Annotated in this window: 18 protein-coding genes and 1 riboswitch; of the genes, 17 read left to right on the forward strand and 1 reads right to left on the reverse strand. The window is 30.7% G+C overall.

Annotated elements, in window-relative coordinates:
• Nucleotides 1-87 precede the first annotated feature (87 nt).
• A riboswitch (purine riboswitch) is annotated at nucleotides 88-187 on the forward strand.
• Between the two features lie 125 nt (nucleotides 188-312).
• The 7 genes from purE (at nucleotide 313) to purD (ending at nucleotide 7502) form a co-directional block, all read left to right on the forward strand.
• The gene (gene purE / locus LL038_RS01720; protein WP_216119744.1) at nucleotides 313-792 is read left to right on the forward strand and encodes a 5-(carboxyamino)imidazole ribonucleotide mutase; all 480 of its coding nucleotides are present in this window, start codon (nucleotides 313-315) and stop codon (nucleotides 790-792) included.
• 48 nt (nucleotides 793-840) lie between these two features.
• The gene (purC, locus tag LL038_RS01725; protein ID WP_216119745.1) at nucleotides 841-1545 is read left to right on the forward strand and encodes a phosphoribosylaminoimidazolesuccinocarboxamide synthase; all 705 of its coding nucleotides are present in this window, start codon (nucleotides 841-843) and stop codon (nucleotides 1543-1545) included.
• Nucleotides 1546-1631: 86 nt separating this feature from the next.
• Nucleotides 1632-3065 (forward strand): amidophosphoribosyltransferase, encoded by a 1434-nt coding sequence (gene purF, locus LL038_RS01730; protein ID WP_253200008.1) that lies wholly within the window; start codon nucleotides 1632-1634, stop codon nucleotides 3063-3065.
• A 9-nt stretch (nucleotides 3066-3074) separates the two neighbouring features.
• Nucleotides 3075-4073, forward strand: a complete 999-nt coding sequence (gene purM / locus LL038_RS01735; RefSeq protein ID WP_216119746.1) for a phosphoribosylformylglycinamidine cyclo-ligase — start codon at nucleotides 3075-3077, stop codon at nucleotides 4071-4073.
• A complete protein-coding gene (gene purN, locus LL038_RS01740; RefSeq protein WP_216119747.1) occupies nucleotides 4061-4669 on the forward strand; it encodes a phosphoribosylglycinamide formyltransferase in 609 nt (202 codons plus the stop codon). The genes purM and purN overlap by 13 nt, the downstream gene beginning before the upstream one ends.
• Nucleotides 4670-4683: 14 nt before the next feature.
• On the forward strand, nucleotides 4684-6186 hold the full coding sequence (gene purH, locus LL038_RS01745) for a bifunctional phosphoribosylaminoimidazolecarboxamide formyltransferase/IMP cyclohydrolase (RefSeq protein ID WP_216119748.1): 1503 nt from the start codon (nucleotides 4684-4686) through the stop codon (nucleotides 6184-6186).
• A 71-nt stretch (nucleotides 6187-6257) separates the two neighbouring features.
• Nucleotides 6258-7502, forward strand: a complete 1245-nt coding sequence (gene purD / locus LL038_RS01750) for a phosphoribosylamine--glycine ligase (RefSeq protein ID WP_216119749.1) — start codon at nucleotides 6258-6260, stop codon at nucleotides 7500-7502.
• A 341-nt stretch (nucleotides 7503-7843) separates the two neighbouring features.
• Here the strand turns inward: purD and LL038_RS01755 are convergent, their stop codons facing one another.
• Nucleotides 7844-8605, reverse strand: coding sequence for a TSUP family transporter (locus LL038_RS01755; protein ID WP_216119750.1), 762 nt, complete (start codon nucleotides 8603-8605; stop codon nucleotides 7844-7846).
• A gap of 283 nt (nucleotides 8606-8888) precedes the next feature.
• Here LL038_RS01755 and LL038_RS01760 point away from each other — a divergent pair, with 283 nt between their 5' ends.
• The 10 genes from LL038_RS01760 to LL038_RS01805 all read left to right on the forward strand — a co-directional run bounded on the left by LL038_RS01760 (nucleotide 8889) and on the right by LL038_RS01805 (nucleotide 16746).
• Complete coding sequence (locus tag LL038_RS01760; protein ID WP_071613567.1) at nucleotides 8889-9215, forward strand: RDD family protein; 327 nt, start codon at nucleotides 8889-8891, stop codon at nucleotides 9213-9215.
• Between the two features lie 17 nt (nucleotides 9216-9232).
• A complete protein-coding gene (rlmD, locus tag LL038_RS01765) occupies nucleotides 9233-10594 on the forward strand; it encodes a 23S rRNA (uracil(1939)-C(5))-methyltransferase RlmD (RefSeq protein ID WP_216119751.1) in 1362 nt (453 codons plus the stop codon).
• An 848-nt stretch (nucleotides 10595-11442) separates the two neighbouring features.
• The gene (locus LL038_RS01770) at nucleotides 11443-11622 is read left to right on the forward strand and encodes a hypothetical protein (RefSeq protein WP_268055974.1); all 180 of its coding nucleotides are present in this window, start codon (nucleotides 11443-11445) and stop codon (nucleotides 11620-11622) included.
• Nucleotides 11623-11855: 233 nt separating this feature from the next.
• A complete protein-coding gene (locus tag LL038_RS01775) occupies nucleotides 11856-12566 on the forward strand; it encodes a CPBP family intramembrane glutamic endopeptidase (protein WP_216119753.1) in 711 nt (236 codons plus the stop codon).
• A gap of 155 nt (nucleotides 12567-12721) precedes the next feature.
• A complete protein-coding gene (locus LL038_RS01780; RefSeq protein ID WP_216119754.1) occupies nucleotides 12722-12985 on the forward strand; it encodes an ArsR/SmtB family transcription factor in 264 nt (87 codons plus the stop codon).
• Between the two features lie 291 nt (nucleotides 12986-13276).
• Complete coding sequence (locus LL038_RS01785) at nucleotides 13277-13801, forward strand: GNAT family N-acetyltransferase (RefSeq protein ID WP_268055975.1); 525 nt, start codon at nucleotides 13277-13279, stop codon at nucleotides 13799-13801.
• A gap of 131 nt (nucleotides 13802-13932) precedes the next feature.
• Entirely contained in the window at nucleotides 13933-14457 is a 525-nt protein-coding gene (locus LL038_RS01790; protein WP_216119755.1) for a DNA topology modulation protein, read from the forward strand.
• A 124-nt stretch (nucleotides 14458-14581) separates the two neighbouring features.
• On the forward strand, nucleotides 14582-15334 hold the full coding sequence (locus LL038_RS01795; RefSeq protein WP_216119756.1) for a class I SAM-dependent methyltransferase: 753 nt from the start codon (nucleotides 14582-14584) through the stop codon (nucleotides 15332-15334).
• A 123-nt stretch (nucleotides 15335-15457) separates the two neighbouring features.
• Entirely contained in the window at nucleotides 15458-15922 is a 465-nt protein-coding gene (locus LL038_RS01800; RefSeq protein WP_216119757.1) for a GNAT family N-acetyltransferase, read from the forward strand.
• A gap of 68 nt (nucleotides 15923-15990) precedes the next feature.
• The gene (locus tag LL038_RS01805; RefSeq protein ID WP_216119758.1) at nucleotides 15991-16746 is read left to right on the forward strand and encodes a class I SAM-dependent methyltransferase; all 756 of its coding nucleotides are present in this window, start codon (nucleotides 15991-15993) and stop codon (nucleotides 16744-16746) included.
• The last annotated feature ends 15 nt before the right edge of the window (nucleotides 16747-16761 follow it).

Raw genomic sequence — 16761 nt, forward strand, 5'->3', positions numbered from 1 at the left:
TATAAATACGAACAATAATATAAAAAACATAATTAATGAATTGACTTAATGGGAAATAGATGTTAATATTAAAACATAAATTAGGAAAAAACGAATAATCAGTTCATCGATATATTTCTAGGAATATGGCTTAGAAGTTTCTACGAGAGGCCGTTAACTTCTCACTATTGGTGAATCTTGAATTGAAATTATAAGGGTGTGTATTATGCCCTTAATTCAAGATTACACCATAAAAACATTATTTTGTGGTGTAGTCTTTTTTTATTGCAATTATAAAAGATAAATACTTTATGTAAATAAGGAGGCAAATATATGAGAGTAGGAATTATATTTGGAAGCAAATCAGATAAAGATATAATGAAGAATGCTGCAATGGCGCTTAAGGAATTTGGAGTGGAGTATGAAGTACACATCCTCTCAGCGCACAGAGTACCAGAAAAATTAACTCAGGTAATAAAGGAAATGGAAAACAGAGGGGTAGAATGCATTATCGCAGGAGCAGGTCTTGCAGCACATCTTCCAGGAGTAATCGCTTCTCAGACTATATTACCAGTAATAGGGGTGCCAATTAAAGCAGCTCTTGAAGGTATAGATTCATTACTTTCAATTGTGCAAATGCCAAAAGCTATTCCTGTAGCTACAGTGGGTCTCAATAACAGTTATAATGCTGGGATGCTTTCAGTACAAATTTTATCTCTTAAGTATTCGCTTCTTAAAGATAAACTAATTACATATAGAAAAGAAATGAAAGAAAAATTTATATCAGAGAATGAAGAGCAAATCGAATTTTAAGGATTAAATATATAGGTTAAAAAATAAAATATATGAGGAGTGTTATAAATGGGAGATTCAGTTTTATTGTATGAGGGAAAAGCTAAAAAAATGTTTAGTACAGATAATAAAGATGAGATAAGAGTATATTTCAAGGATGATGCAACGGCTGGAAACGGAGCTAAAAAGGGTCAAATTGAGAAAAAAGGAATCTTAAATAATAGTATAACTACTATGCTATATGAGTTATTAGAGAAAAAAGGTATAAAAACTCATTTTATTAAGAAAATAAATGATAGAGAACAGTTATGTAAAAAAGTTGAAATAGTACCTCTAGAAGTAATTATAAGAAATGTTGCAGCTGGGAGTATGGCAAAAAGATATGGAATAGTAGAGGGAAGCAAGCTTAAAATACCTGTAATTGAATTAAGCTATAAAAATGATGATTTAGGTGATCCTCTTATAAATGATTATCATGCAGTAGCTATGGAACTTACTACTTTTGAAGAATTAGGAGAAATATATACAATGGCTTTTAAAATAAATGATATTTTAAGAGAACTTTTCCTTAAAAAAGGTATTAATTTAATAGATTTTAAATTAGAATTTGGAAGATTTAATGATGAAGTAATTTTGGCAGATGAGATATCACCAGATACTTGTAGATTTTGGGATGTTGAAACTGGAGAAAAACTAGATAAAGATAGATTTAGAAGAGATTTAGGAAATGTTACAGAGGCATATGAAGAAATATTAAGTAGAATTACTAAATAAAAATTAATTGTAATGAAGATATAGAAAATAGCCTACAAAGAACAATAGCAATGAACAATACAATGAACATATAAGGAGGAATTTCTTTGAGTGAATTTATAGAATCAAATGAGGTCATTATTAATGATCAAGATAAGTTTAAGGATGAATGTGGTGTTTTTGGAATTCTTGCGGCGGATAAAAACTTAGATGTTGCATCGTTAACTTATTATGGGCTTTATGCTCTTCAGCATAGGGGAGAAGAAAGTGCCGGAATAGTATATTCTGATGGAGTTTCCCTTACTTGTGAAAAGGCTATGGGACTTGTAAGCGATGTTTTTGATAAGAAAAAGATTAGTGAAATGAAAGGTATAGCTGCTATTGGACATGTTAGATATTCAACTACAGGATCTAGCGAAGTGAAAAATGCACAACCACTTTTAAGTAAATCGAAACTAGGTGACATAGCAATAGCTCACAATGGTAATTTAGTAAATGCAGAGGTAATCCGCGAGTTACTTGAGGATTGCGGCTACATGTTCCAAACATCAATAGATTCAGAAGTAATACTTAACTTAATTGCTAGAGGTGCCAAAAAAGGCATGGAAAAGGCAGTAGTTGATGCAATACAAGCTGTTAAAGGTTCTTATGGAATAGTAATGCTTACAAAAGATAAGTTAATAGGTGTTCGCGATCAAAATGGTATTAGACCTCTTTGCATTGGTAAAATAGAAAATAGTTATGTTATAGCTTCAGAAAGTTGTGCACTTGATGCAGTTGGTGCAGAGTTCTTAAGAGATGTAAAACCTGGTGAAATAGTAATTATAGATGAAGCCGGCCTTACATCTATTAATTTTGCAGAAAAAACTAAAAATGCAACTTGTTCCTTTGAGTATATATATTTCGCAAGACCAGATAGCACAATTGATGGAATAAATGTGTACACTTCAAGAGTGGCAGCTGGAGAACAGTTATTTAAAGAGTCTCCAGTGGATGCAGATATGGTTATAGGAGTTCCAGATTCAGGACTTGCATCAGCAATAGGTTATTCTAAAATGTCTGGAATACCTTTTGGAATAGGTCTTGTAAAAAACAGATATGTGGGTAGAACTTTTATAAGCCCAACTCAAGAAATTCGTGAAAGAGCAGTTTCTGTAAAATTAAATGCATTAAAAATAAATGTAGAAGGTAAAAGAGTTATTTTAATAGATGATTCAATAGTTCGTGGAACTACAAGTAAAAGATTGGTTGACATTTTAAGGAAAGCTGGGGCAACAGAAGTTCATTTTAGGGTTTGTTCACCAGTAGTAAAATATCCATGTTATTTTGGAATAGATACGCCATATAGGAAAGATTTAATAGGTTCGAGTATTAGCGTTGAAGAAATAAGGCAAGAGATAGGTGCAGATAGCCTTGGATATTTAAGTATAGATGGACTTCTTAAAACACTTGGTCATAATGAATTTTGCTTAGGGTGTTTTAATGGTACATATCCAGTATCAGCTCCATACGAAACTGAGAAAGAAAAATTAGGAAAGTAGGGGATATTTATGATAACTTATAAAGATGCAGGTGTTAATATTGAAGAGGGATACAAATCAGTAAAATTAATACAAGAATATGCAGCAGCAACATTTACAAAGGGTGTTTTAAATCATTTAGGAAGTTTTGCTGGTATGTTCGAAATAGGAGAGGGTTATAAAAATCCTATTTTAGTTTCTGGTACTGATGGAGTTGGAACAAAACTTGATATAGCATTTAGAATGAAAAAATATGATACTGTAGGTATTGACTGCGTTGCTATGTGTGTTAATGATGTCCTTTGTCATGGTGCAAAACCTCTTTTCTTTTTAGATTATATTGCTTGTGGTAAATTAGATTCTAAAGTATCGGCTCAACTTGTAAAAGGGGTGTCAGATGGATGTATTCAATCTAATTGTGCACTAATAGGCGGTGAAACTGCTGAAATGCCAGGGTTCTATAGAGATGGTGAATATGATATGGCAGGATTTACTGTAGGAATAGTTGATAAACATAAAATTATTGATGGTTCTGCTATTAAAGATGGATATTCACTTATAGGAATTGAGTCCTCAGGTCTTCATAGTAATGGATATTCATTAGTTAGAAAGTTAATACCGAATTTAGATGAAGATTTTAATGGAGATAAGATTGGAAAGACTCTTTTAACTCCAACAAAAATATATGTAAAAACTGTACTGAGTCTTTTAGATAAATTTGATATAAAAGGTATGGCACATATAACTGGTGGCGGTTTTTATGAAAATATACCAAGAATGTTTAATGGAGCGTTTACAGCAGTAGTTGATAAAAACAGCTTTAATACTCCAGATATCTGTAAACATCTAATGTCTCTTGGAGTAACAGAGGAGCATATGTTTAACACATATAATATGGGAATAGGATATGTATTATGCGTTGAAGATAAGGATGTTGTAAAAATCATAAAGACTATTAATGATTTAGGAGACAAAGCATATAAAATTGGTCATGTTGAGGCTGGAGGTGCAGGAGTTTGCTTAAAATAGCCGTATTAGTATCAGGTGGCGGAAGCAACCTTCAATCTATTATAGATAATATAGAAAGTGGGTACTTAAACTGTTCTATAGAGGTCGTAATTAGTGATAAAAAAGATGCATATGGCATAGATAGGGCAAAAGCTAAAAATATAAAAACATACATATTAGACAGAAAGCAGTATGGGAAAAGTATGTCAGCTGAAATATTAAAAATTCTAGATGGAAAAGTAGATTTAATAGTACTTGCTGGTTTTTTATCTATACTTCAAGGGGAACTTCTCTCAGCATTTAAGGGCAAAATTATAAATATACATCCAGCTCTTATCCCATCATTTTGTGGTGGGGGTATGTATGGATTAAAAGTACATGAGAAGGCTATAGAATATGGAGTTAAAGTTTCTGGTTGTACTGTCCACTTTGTAGATGAGGGTACAGATTCTGGTCCAATAATAATTCAAAAAGTTGTAGATGTTTTTAGCGCGGATACAGCGAAAGACCTGCAATTAAGGATCTTAGAACAGGAACATAAGGCATTACCCGAAGCTATTAAATATATAAGTGAGGGGAAAATAAGGATTGAGGGAAGAAAAGTACTAGTTATATGAAAGGTGGAATTTTAATGATTAAAACAGCACTTATAAGTGTGTTTGATAAAGAAAATATTTTGGGACTTGCAACATCACTTCAAAACAACGGTGTAGAGATTATATCCACAGGTGGAACATTTAAGTATTTAAAAGAAAATGGTATAAAAGTTGTGGAGATTTCTGATGTTACAGGATTCGAAGAAATATTAGATGGAAGAGTTAAAACATTACATCCAGTTATTCATAGTGGAATACTTGCTATTCGTGATAATAAAGAGCATATGGCAACTATTAAAGCTAAAGGAATAAAACCTATTGATATGGTAGTAGTTAATCTTTACCCTTTCTTTGATAAAGTTTGTGAAGATATAAGTTTCGAGGAGAAAGTTGAGTTCATTGATATTGGTGGACCAACTATGCTAAGAGCCGCAGCTAAAAACTTTAAAGATGTTATTGTATTAAGTGATGTTTCTGATTATGAAAATATAATAAAAAAAATGGATGCTAAAGAAGAAGTAGATTTTGATACTAGAAAACACTTAGCAGGTAAAGTGTTTAATTTAATATCAGCTTATGATGCAGCTATAAGTAATTTTTTACTAGGAGAGCAGACTTACCCAGACTATCTTTCTGTATCATACAAAAAACAAATAGATCTAAGATATGGAGAAAATCCTCATCAAAGTGCAGCTTATTACGTTAAAACAACTGGAAATGGAGCAATGAAAAATTTTGAGCAGTTAAATGGTAAGGAGTTATCTTATAATAATATAAAGGACATGGATATTGCATGGAAGGTAGTATGTGATTTCGATGAAATTGCTTGTTGCGCTCTAAAGCATAATACACCATGTGGGGTAGCAATAGGTAGTAGTACACTTGACACTTATAAAAAGGCATATGAATGTGATCCAATGTCTATTTTTGGAGGTATTGTTGCTTTTAATAGAAAAGTTGATAAAGAGACTGCAGTAGAGCTTAAAAAGATATTCTTAGAGGTAATTATTGCACCAGAGTTTGATGAAGATGCGTTAGAAGTGTTAAAAGGTAAGAAAAATTTAAGAGTTGTAAAGTGTTTAAACAAATCAGAAGGCACTATTAATATGGTTACTGTTGATGGCGGAATACTAGTACAAAGTTCAGATGATAAATTAGCAGAGGAAATAAAAGTAGTTACTAAAAAGAGCCCAACTGAGGCGGAAGTGAAAGATCTAATATTTGCTATGAAGGTAGTTAAATATGTTAAATCTAATGCCATTGTAGTAGTTAAAGATGGTGTAACTAAAGGAATCGGAGTAGGCCAAGTTAATAGAATATGGGCAGCAGAGCACGCTTTAGAAAGAGGAGTAGATGCAACGGTTATGGCATCAGATGCATTCTTCCCATTCGGAGACGTTGTAGAACTTGCCGCAAAATATAATATAAAAGCTATAATTCAACCAGGTGGTTCAATTAAAGATGTACAATCAATAGAGATGTGTGATAAAAATGAAATTGCTATGGTATTTACGGGAATTAGACATTTCAAGCATTAATCATAACTTCATGATGGGATAACCTAGTTATTCCATCAATTTTAGTTTATATAGATAAAGGGGATGGAATAATGAAGGCATTAATTATTGGTTCTGGTGGACGCGAGCATGCTTTAGCATCGAAGGTTGCAGAAAATTCTAATGTTCAGGTGGTTTATTGTGCGCCTGGTAATGGTGGTACATATAGAGAAAATAAGTGCGAGAATATTAATATTACACAAATAGATGAGCTTTTATCATTTGCTATTGAAAACAAGATAGATATTACAATAGTTGGATCAGAGGAATGGCTTGTACAAGGAATAGTAGATAAGTTTAATGAAAAGGGACTTAAAATATTAGGACCCTGCGAAAAAGCGGCAAGACTAGAGGGAAGTAAATCTTATTCTAAAGAATTTATGAAAAAATATGGTATAAAAACAGCCGCATATGAAGTATTTGAAGATGAGAACAAAGCTATAGATTATCTTAAAAATTGTGAATATCCAATAGTAATTAAGGCAGATGGATTAGCAGCAGGAAAAGGGGTAGTTATCTGCAATGATTTTTTCGCGGCTAAAAGTAGTATAAATGACTTTATGGTAGTGGATATATTTAAAGGCAGTGGGAAGAAAATTGTAATAGAAGAATTTTTAGAAGGTGTTGAGGCATCTATACTCTCTATAACAGACGGGAAAGTTATACTCCCATTTGTATCTTCAAAAGATCATAAACAAATATTTGACGGAGGAATTGGACCTAATACAGGAGGAATGGGAGCTATAGCACCGAATCCATACTGTACTAAAGAAGTATTAGATGAATTTTACAAAAATATATTGTTGCCTACTCTTAAAGGAATTCAAGAGGAAAAAATGGATTATAGGGGCATAATATTTTTCGGTATTATGATAACTAAAAAAGGTGTATATTCGCTGGAATATAATGTGAGATTTGGAGATCCTGAAACGCAAGCTGTGCTTCCACTAATGAAGAGTGATTTTACGGAACTTGTAATTAGTGCGATAGATGGGGACCTTGAAAACTTTGATTTGTTGTGGGAAAAGGGATATTCTTGCTGCTTAATTGCTGCATCAAAAGGTTATCCTGGAAAATACAATACGGGATATGAAATAAGTGAATCTGGAAAATTAGAAGGCAAATTATATTTAGCAGGTGCAACTTACGATGATGGTCTTTTAAAAACAAATGGTGGAAGAGTTCTAGGAATAACAGGATTTGGTGGAACATTAGAAAAAGCAAGGGAAATAGCGTATGCTGATATGGAAAAAGTTCAGTTTGATGGAATGTACTATAGAAAAGATATCGGGAAATAGAAATAAAAAGTAGAGAATATCTTCTGCATGTCTTGCAAAAGAACTCAAAACAAGAAAGTTCATTAAGAAATTCTAATCTTTTGCTCACATAACATTCTCTAGCGCTCACATTCGGCGTCCTGCCTCAGGTTCGCTAGCCTGCACCTCCTATGCAGGCTCACGAGAATTTTATATTCGCAAAAGAAGAATTTCTAAATGAAATTTAATAGTTTTTTCGTTTCTTATGCAAGTCACTCTGAATAAATATTTACTTAATAATTTAGATAATAAAAAGTGCGATTATTCTTCGCACTTTTATTCATTAATAAGAAAATTTCAATAAAAATGGTAGTTGATTATATTTAGAGATATTTAAAAATGCCTGTAAGCATTTTTAAGGCAACAGCTAAAGACATTGTTACAAAAATAGGCTTTATGAGTTTTGAGCCTTTATTTAATGCAACGATTGTTCCCATTTTAGCGCCTATAATCATAGAAACTGCTACTGGTAATCCTATCATATAATTTATTTTACCGCTTAGGGCAAATAATATAAGTGCTGTAATATTGCTGACAAAGTTTAAAATTCTTGCATTAGCAGAAGAAGTTACAAAGTTAAAACCAAAGATACTTATAAATCCGAATACTAAAAATGAACCAGTTCCGGGGCCAAAAAATCCATCATAAAAACCCAAAAAAAGTGCGAGGATTACTCCAATTATTACATTTTTTTTAGTGAGGCCTTGGAATTTATCCTCTAATCCCAAAGATTTGGAAAAGAGAGTATAAATTCCAATGAACATGATAAGAATTAATACTAATGTATTTAAAAACTTTTGGTCTATATGTAGAACTGCTTTAACACCTAATATTGAGCCTATAAAGGTGAAGGGAATAAGATATTTTAATAACTTGAAGTTAGCCTTTCCTGATTTTATAAATTGTAGCGAACTAGTAAAAGAACCAGCAGTAGCACTGAATTTATTGGTTCCAAGCACCATGTGAGGAGGTAAACCTGCAAGCATAAAGGCGGGCACACTTATTAAACCACCACCTCCAGCAATGGAATCCACAAAAGAAGCTAAAAAGCCTGCCATACATAAGAGAATAATTTTAGTAATCATGTAACACCTTCCTAATTTTCAATAAATTAAAACAGATAATAAGGTTTTCTATTATTATAAATGATTATTAGTATAAATTAAAGAGTCATATTAATGAAGTTTAAATTAATTAAACACCAAAAACAATAGGAAAATACATCAAGATACTTAATAAACTATTGATTTATATGTCAAAAATACGTATTATGTATAGGTGGAGTAAAAAATTATAAGCATTTTATAATGGGGAATTTAAAAAATAAAAGTTAACAAAAATAATAATATAATAATAGGGGGAATTAAAATGTTAGAACAAGAAGAAAAAAAGGTAAATAGTAAAGATGGTCAATCGGTTAAATCCAATTCCAATAATGCATCAAGACCTACTTTTTTAAACACTTTTATGGCTAGCCTTATAGATTTAATAGTTATAGGTGTGGCATCAACAGTAGTAGTATTTTTAGCAGATGCTGTGCTTAGAATATCAGGATTTGCATTAACTCAAAAATTTGGAATGATATTTGTGATTTTTATGGTTGTTATGGTATTATACATGAGTATTATGGAAAGTGGAAAAATGTCTGCTACACTTGGTAAGAAAGCATCAGGACTATTTATTACTAAACGATAGGAGTTTGTGAAAAAAATATGCAAAAAAGAAAAGAATATGAATTTAATATAGAAAAATTAGAATTTCCAGCACAGGGAATTGCATACTATGAGGGTGAAAAGGTACTGATTAAAAACACATTGCCAGGTCAAAAGGTAATTGCTAAAGTATCAAGAAAGAAGCCAGTAGGGGTAGAAGCAAAACTTGTAAAAATACTTGAAGATGTAGACTATAAAGTTGAACCTCTTTGCAAAATCACTGAATTTTGTGGAGGATGTAGCCATCAATTCCTTTCCTATGAAAAGCAATTAGAATTTAAAAAACAACAAGTTCTAAAATTATTTGAAGATGCAGAAATAAAAGATTATGAATTTTTGGGTATACAGCAGAGTCCTGAACAATTCGAGTATAGAAATAAAATGGAATTCACTTTTGGAGATTTTAGAAAAAACGAAGAATTAACTTTAGGTATGCATACAAAAGGAAGAAGTTTTAGCATAGTTACTGTTGATGATTGCAAAATAGTTGATGTAGATTTTAGAGAAATATTAAAATTAGTATTAAACTATTTTATAGAACTAAAATTGCCACACTATAATGTAATGGAGCGTAAGGGTTATTTAAGAAACTTAGTTATTCGAAAGGCTAAAAATACTGGTGAGATATTGGTTAATTTAGTAACTACATCTCAGATAGATTTAGATCTTAGTGAAATTACGAGTAAGCTTAAGGAATTAAAATGTGATGGAGTTATTACCGGAATAATGCATACATATAATGACTCATTATCAGACATAGTTCAAGCTGATAAAACTGAAACATTATACGGAAGAGATTACATTATGGAAAACATATTAGATCTTAAGTTTAAAATCAATCCTTTTGCTTTTTTTCAAACTAATTCAAAAGGTGCAGAAAAGCTTTATAGTATAGTTAGAGACTTTTTAGGTGATTCAGAATCAAAAGTTGTGTTTGATTTATATTGTGGAACGGGAACTATAGGTCAAATTGTTGCAGCCAAAGCTAAAAAAGTTTTAGGAATTGAATTAATAGAAGAAGCAGTTGCTGCTGCTAATGAAAATGCAAGAATTAATGGATTAGATAATTGTGAGTTTATAGCAGGTGATGTAGCTAAGGTTATAAAAGATGTACAAGATAAACCTGATAGCATTATCTTAGATCCTCCAAGAGCGGGTGTTCACCCTACAGCATTAGATTATGTAATAAAATTTGATGCACCGCACATAGTTTATGTTTCTTGTAATCCTAAAAGTTTAGTTGTTGATTTAAAAGAAATGATCAATAATGGATATAAGGTGAATAAGGTAATATTGATGGATATGTTCCCTCACACACCTCATATAGAAACTATTGTTGATATAGTTAAGGTAAGTCAATAAGTTCAAGGGTTTAGATGTTTAAAACATAATCAGATTATGAATTTTTCCGACGGCTACTCAAGTTCGTCGGAAAAGAAAACTACATTTTATAAATTAATTAATCAGTATGAAGAGGGTAAATAATTACCTTCTTTTTTTATTCTGGATTAAATATTAGGGTGCACTAACATTTTTGAATAGACATATCTTTTATAATGATAAAGAAAAACCGATATATAATTATATGAATTTTAAGCAAGGAACTTTTATCGCAAACTGTATAAGACTAAAATATCAGTCAACAGATAATATTGTTAATCCATTAATCAAGAGTTATGGGGAATGGTATGATTGATATGGTACTATTGCCACCAGATACATATCCACAAGACTTGTTGGAATCTGATATTTATTAAAGGAACTGCTTTACATTTTAGTGGATTTTTGACATAATAATATATAACTAATTTTAATATTGATGCTTATAAGAAGTGTTCCATAATAGTAAAATATAGTGGGTGGTCTTTCAGGATAGCAGTTGCACAAGCTGAAGTTAATAATCCAAGACCAAGTAAAAAACAAAATAAACAGTAATAAAATTTACTGATATAACTTTTAGAGGAATGGGGGAATATTAATGTCTCTTAACAGAGATAAAGATTGTGGTATTATTAGTTCTTATAGCAAGGTAGTAAATTATCAGATACTCAAGGAGACGAAAAACTTAAGTGGTTGCTGCAAGAATATGCTAAATTAGTAACTGTATGTACCCATCTGCATACATTTAAGGAAATAGAGCGGTACTTTTTACAGCAGTGCAATGCTATGTCTATAACCTTAAATGATGATGATATGAGGCTTATCCAGAATTGATGAAATATACAGATCAAATTGTTAAGAGAGCAAAAATTAATGATAGTAGTTTCTTCTTTGAAGAAACTACTAAAGAATATTATTTTACCTGTGCTGGATGTAGTCTCATGTATAAAATAATAATTTTTATTGATATAAGTGAGCATGATATAAAAAAAACAATCAACGTTTCGTAACATATATAAATGCAATGGTTCAAATGGGACATTTGCCTAAATTGTATTAAGAACGATAAGTTTTTATATTTAAAATTAGTCCATATTTTTCATGAAGTGCGCAACCTTGGTATGTTATGGTTAACTACTGCTAAAATAAATATTTCCGATATAACTGTCGAGAATACTATAGTTATATGCCATTCCTAAAAAGTATTAAAAAATAGTTATTAATTCTTGAAGGGGGATTAGCCTTGAAAGTACTGAGTAAAACTATGTTTCCTAATGAGATTTTTTCGGATATAGAGCAGAAAGATGGAATAATTGCTGTAATGTTTTTTTTATTTATATTCATAGTTATGTTTTTAAATCTATATTTAGTTAAAATATCTCCATTATTTTCGATAATAAGAAACGATACAACAAATTCTATTTACAAATTAATATTTGCATTACTAATGGATATACCTGGATTTATATCTGTAATAGTTGTTTTGAAATTTAGAAAACAAAAAATAAATACGATCGGGTTAAGAAGACAAGGATTTAAGTCTGCTATATACATTGGCATTTCTCTTATTTCTATGTTTTGGATTTATTACATAAGTAATAAAGGCTTTAGTAAAAAACTTATATGTGATTCAGTTTTTTACATTGTTCTTATTGGTTTCTATGAAGAATTAATCTTTAGGGGCTTTTTATGGCCAAGGCTCGTTGTCGGGTTTGGAAAAATATGGGGAACTATTTTAAGTGGTGTATTCTTTGGAGTGATGCATTTACCAATTGATATTGTTTTCAATAACAAGACTATATTTGAAACTTTCATACTAGGAAATGCTTCAAACATTAACATTCTTGGGGGGGTAATCGGTGCATTATGGTTTATATTTATATACACTCGTAATAGTAACATTTTATTACCTTCATTTGTTCATGGACTTCAAGATATGTTAGCTATGCTCTAAGGTATTAATTTATTGAGTAATGCCTTAATATAAAATGATTGAGGTCTGGGAAATCCTATAATTAAAAACTAGCGGTGACATAACAGCATATAACAAAATGTTGCCGTTCGCCTTGGTTGGAGATTCCCTTAAGGGAAGGATAGTAAATTATTATTGTGAGGAAACTTAAAAAAGAAGCATCAGTATGTTATGAAACAGGAATAAAGATTTTAAGTTGTATTTATAAAAAAATCAATTCCACTCAAGCAATAGCTAAAGAAGTAGGCATCACTGAAGCTGGAGTATCCAAGCACCTTAAAATCATGTATAAAGCGGGGGTACTTCGTAAAAGGAGAGACGGTAATTTTATAAATTATATCATTGAGAGAAAAGTCATTGATAGAATACCAATGGATGTGTATCAGTATTTGGATAACTAATATTATGAATTAATATATATAAGGTTTTACCTATAGCAAAATTTAAAAGGCTATCGGTAGGGTCTTTTTTTGCGATGATAAGACAAAAAAATAAGTAGCTGATTAGGAGAGAAAAGAAATATTATTAATGATTATTTAGAAATCAAGAAAAAAGCAGAGTTAAATATAAGTTATATGTAAATATAGAGAATAATTGCAATAAATGGTATAATAGTTAAAAGATTTCGTACAGAGATAGGATTTTGCATAGTTTATTTGCTAATGATAAAGTATTAAAGAAGGTGTATTATTGTGGATATATTAATAACTGATAGGTTAATAATTCGGCCAATTGCGGAACAGGATTGCTATGATATAAGTGAATACGGATGTGATGAGGATACAGGTAAATATATGATATATTGGCCTAAATCCAAAAATAATATCAGAAAGTTTATTGATGAATGTACTACTTGTATGAATTCTAATACAGTTACTTGGTATGAATTTGCAATTCAATTGAAGGAAAACAACAAAGTTGTTGGTAACATTTCGTTAGAAACAAAAGAAGAATTCTCAGAAATCGGTTGGATTTCTAATAAGGTATATTGGAACAATGGTTATATGACAGAAGCGGTTAGAGAAATCATTAAATATGCATTTCATAAATTAAACATTACTAAGATTATGTCGACATGTACTAATAAAAATCGAGCATCCTACAGAGTTATGGAAAAGTGTGGTATGACTAAAATTAAAGAGGAAAAGAACTATAAATCTATAAAGCAGGGAATTGAAGTGGAATATGATAAACTAACTTATTGTATTGAAGGATAGTGTTGTTTGAGAAGAAGATGAATTCAATATTTTGTAGAAAATAAAGGAGATAAAAAATGGCAAAATTATTATTTGATAATAATTTTTAGTAAGTGATATTTTGATATGTTTAGAATGAAGGGGTGATGTAAATGAGTAGCATGGCAAAAAAAATAATGGTTATAGGTTCACCAGGTAGTGGCAAAAGTACATTTTCGATGAAGTTGTCAAAAATCACGGGTATCCCTCTTATTCATCTTGATAAAGAGTTTTGGAATAATGGATGGATTGAAACTCCGAGGACTGAATGGGTGAGAAAGCAAAAGAAGTTAATAGCAGGAGATGAATGGATAATAGATGGTAACTATGGGGGTACTATAGATATTCGACTTGAAAAGGCCGATACAATAATATATTTTAAATTAAGTAGAGTTGTTTGCTTATTGAGTTACTTTAAACGAGTTATAACAAATTTAGGTAAAATAAGACCTGATATGCCAGAGGGTTGCCCTGAAAAGTTTGATTTTGAATTTATGAAGTATATTTGGAATTTCTCTAATAAACCAGGTCAAATAAATATTGATAAACTTGAAAAGGATAATAAACAAGTAATAGTATTTAGAAATAGAAGACAATCAAAACAGTATATTATAGAAATTTTAAATGGAAGAAATTAATGAGAATGTAATCGGTTATATTATTCATTAATATCTATTTTAAGCTAAAATATGATAGTAGTATGGTAATAACAATTAGTCAGAAATGCATGAAACAATTAAATCAAAATCGGAGGGATATGTCATGAACAATGAAAAAATATTAGACCAAAACGGTAAGAGTTGGGATATCATAGCTGATGATTGGTTTGGAGTAACAGCGCTTCCTACTTATGGCCCATTTACTCCTAAAGAGGATGAATTAAATTTATTTGAAGATGTTTCAGGTAAATATGTATTAGATATAGGGTGCGGTAGTGGTCATTCGCTGTGTTATATGGGTGAAAAGGGTGCATCCGAATTGTGGGGAATTGATATTTCATCAACACAGATAAAAAGTGCTAAAGATGTTCTTAATAAAAGCGGTTACTCACAAAAGCTTTTTGTTTCACCAATGGAAAATAATCCTGGGATACCATTAAATTATTTTGATATTGTTTACTCAATATATGCTTTAGGTTGGACTATTGATTTGGAAAAGACAATAAATATGATATCTAATTATCTTAAACCAGGCGGGATATTTGTTTTTAGTTGGGATAATCCACTTATGCAGTGTTTGGAAGCAAAGGATGACAAGATTTTTTTTAATCGCTCGTATATGGAGGAAGAATTAATAAATATGAAAAAAGGTGGACAACCGATGTCGCTTTATAATTGGAAGTTATCAACATACATAAATGCACTTTCAAACGCAGGTATGAAGGTTGAAAGATTAATTGAGAATACGGACACAGAAACAATTAATAATGCTGCTGATTTTTCAGAAAAATATTATTCAGCTTTTAAGGCTAAGATTATACCAATGTCATTTATTATAAAAGCTATAAAATTATAAAGTGAATTATTTTAAATGAAATTTCAAAAATGCTATAAACTTGAAGAGAATGAGAGCTCTGAATATAGATAGTACGATATAATATTTGACATGTAAAATAGTAAAATAATTAGGGAGGGGTAAGTGGTATTGATAAGAATGGCGACAATTGATGATATAGATAGTCTCGTAAAATTAAGAATTCTATTACTTAAGGAAGCAAACAAAAATATTGAAAATTATGATTGGAATAAATACTCAGAAGTATTAAAAAAATTCTACTATGGCAGCTTACAAAACAGGAAAACTATAGCATTTTTAGCAGTGATAGACGGAGACGTTGTTGCTATAAGTATGATTTGTTTATATAATATTACTCCTTCATTATATAATTTAGATGGAAAAATGGCATTGCTTACGGACATGTACACAACTTTGCAGTACAGGAACAAAGGGTATGGTATGAGTCTTTTGAACGATATAATGGAGTATGTAAAAAATATGGGGTATGGTAAGGTTAGTTTGAATGCTACCGAATCTGGTAGAAAATTGTACGAGAAATATGGGTTTAAAGATGTTAATGGAAAAATGTCTTTTAAGTTTAAATAATATAATATTTACGGAGAATATAGTAGATTCAGCATATCTGAATTTTTAATATATAGTGGAGGAATATAATGAATAATGTTTTTAAATCATATTTAGAAAACGTAAAGAAACCCTGGGGCGTAATGTTTTATAGAGTAGTCTGGGAACAACTATCTCAAATAACTAATTCTAAAATCCTTGATTTCGGAAGTGGATTAGGAATTACAGCAAATCATTTAGCAAAGAACAATGAGGTGGTTGCAATAGAACCAAATGCCGACATGGTAGAAATGAGAATATGTAAAAATAATTATAAGCAGATGATTGGGGATATAGAGCAATTAAAACAACAAGAAGATAGTTCGTTTGATTTAGTAGTATGTCATAATGTTTTGGAGTATGCGGAAGATCCAAAAGAAATATTTAGAGAATTTTATCGAGTTCTTAGACCCAATGGAATAATTTCTATGGTAAAACACAATCATGCTGGAAGAATCATGTCCAAGGTCATTTTCGAAAATAATATGGACGAGGCAATCAGGTTGCTTAATGGTGGAGTAAGTAATGTAGCTAATTTTGGTCAGGTAAATTATTATAATATCAATGATATTACGGGGTGGATAGGTGAATTAGATATTAATATTGAAAAGGTGCTTGGAATTAGAACGTTTTTTGCTTTGCACCCAAATAATGAGATTAGATATGACCCAATTTGGCAAGAAAAGATGTTTGAGGTTGAAATGATGGTTTCTGATATAGAGGATTATATAAATATATCTTTTTACAACCATGTTTTATTAAAAAAAACAAGGAGAATACCCAAAGCAGAATCATATAGGAAGTAGCTAAAGAATATTATT

The organism is Clostridium estertheticum (assembly GCF_026650985.1).
Lineage (GTDB): Bacteria > Bacillota > Clostridia > Clostridiales > Clostridiaceae > Clostridium_AD > Clostridium_AD estertheticum_C.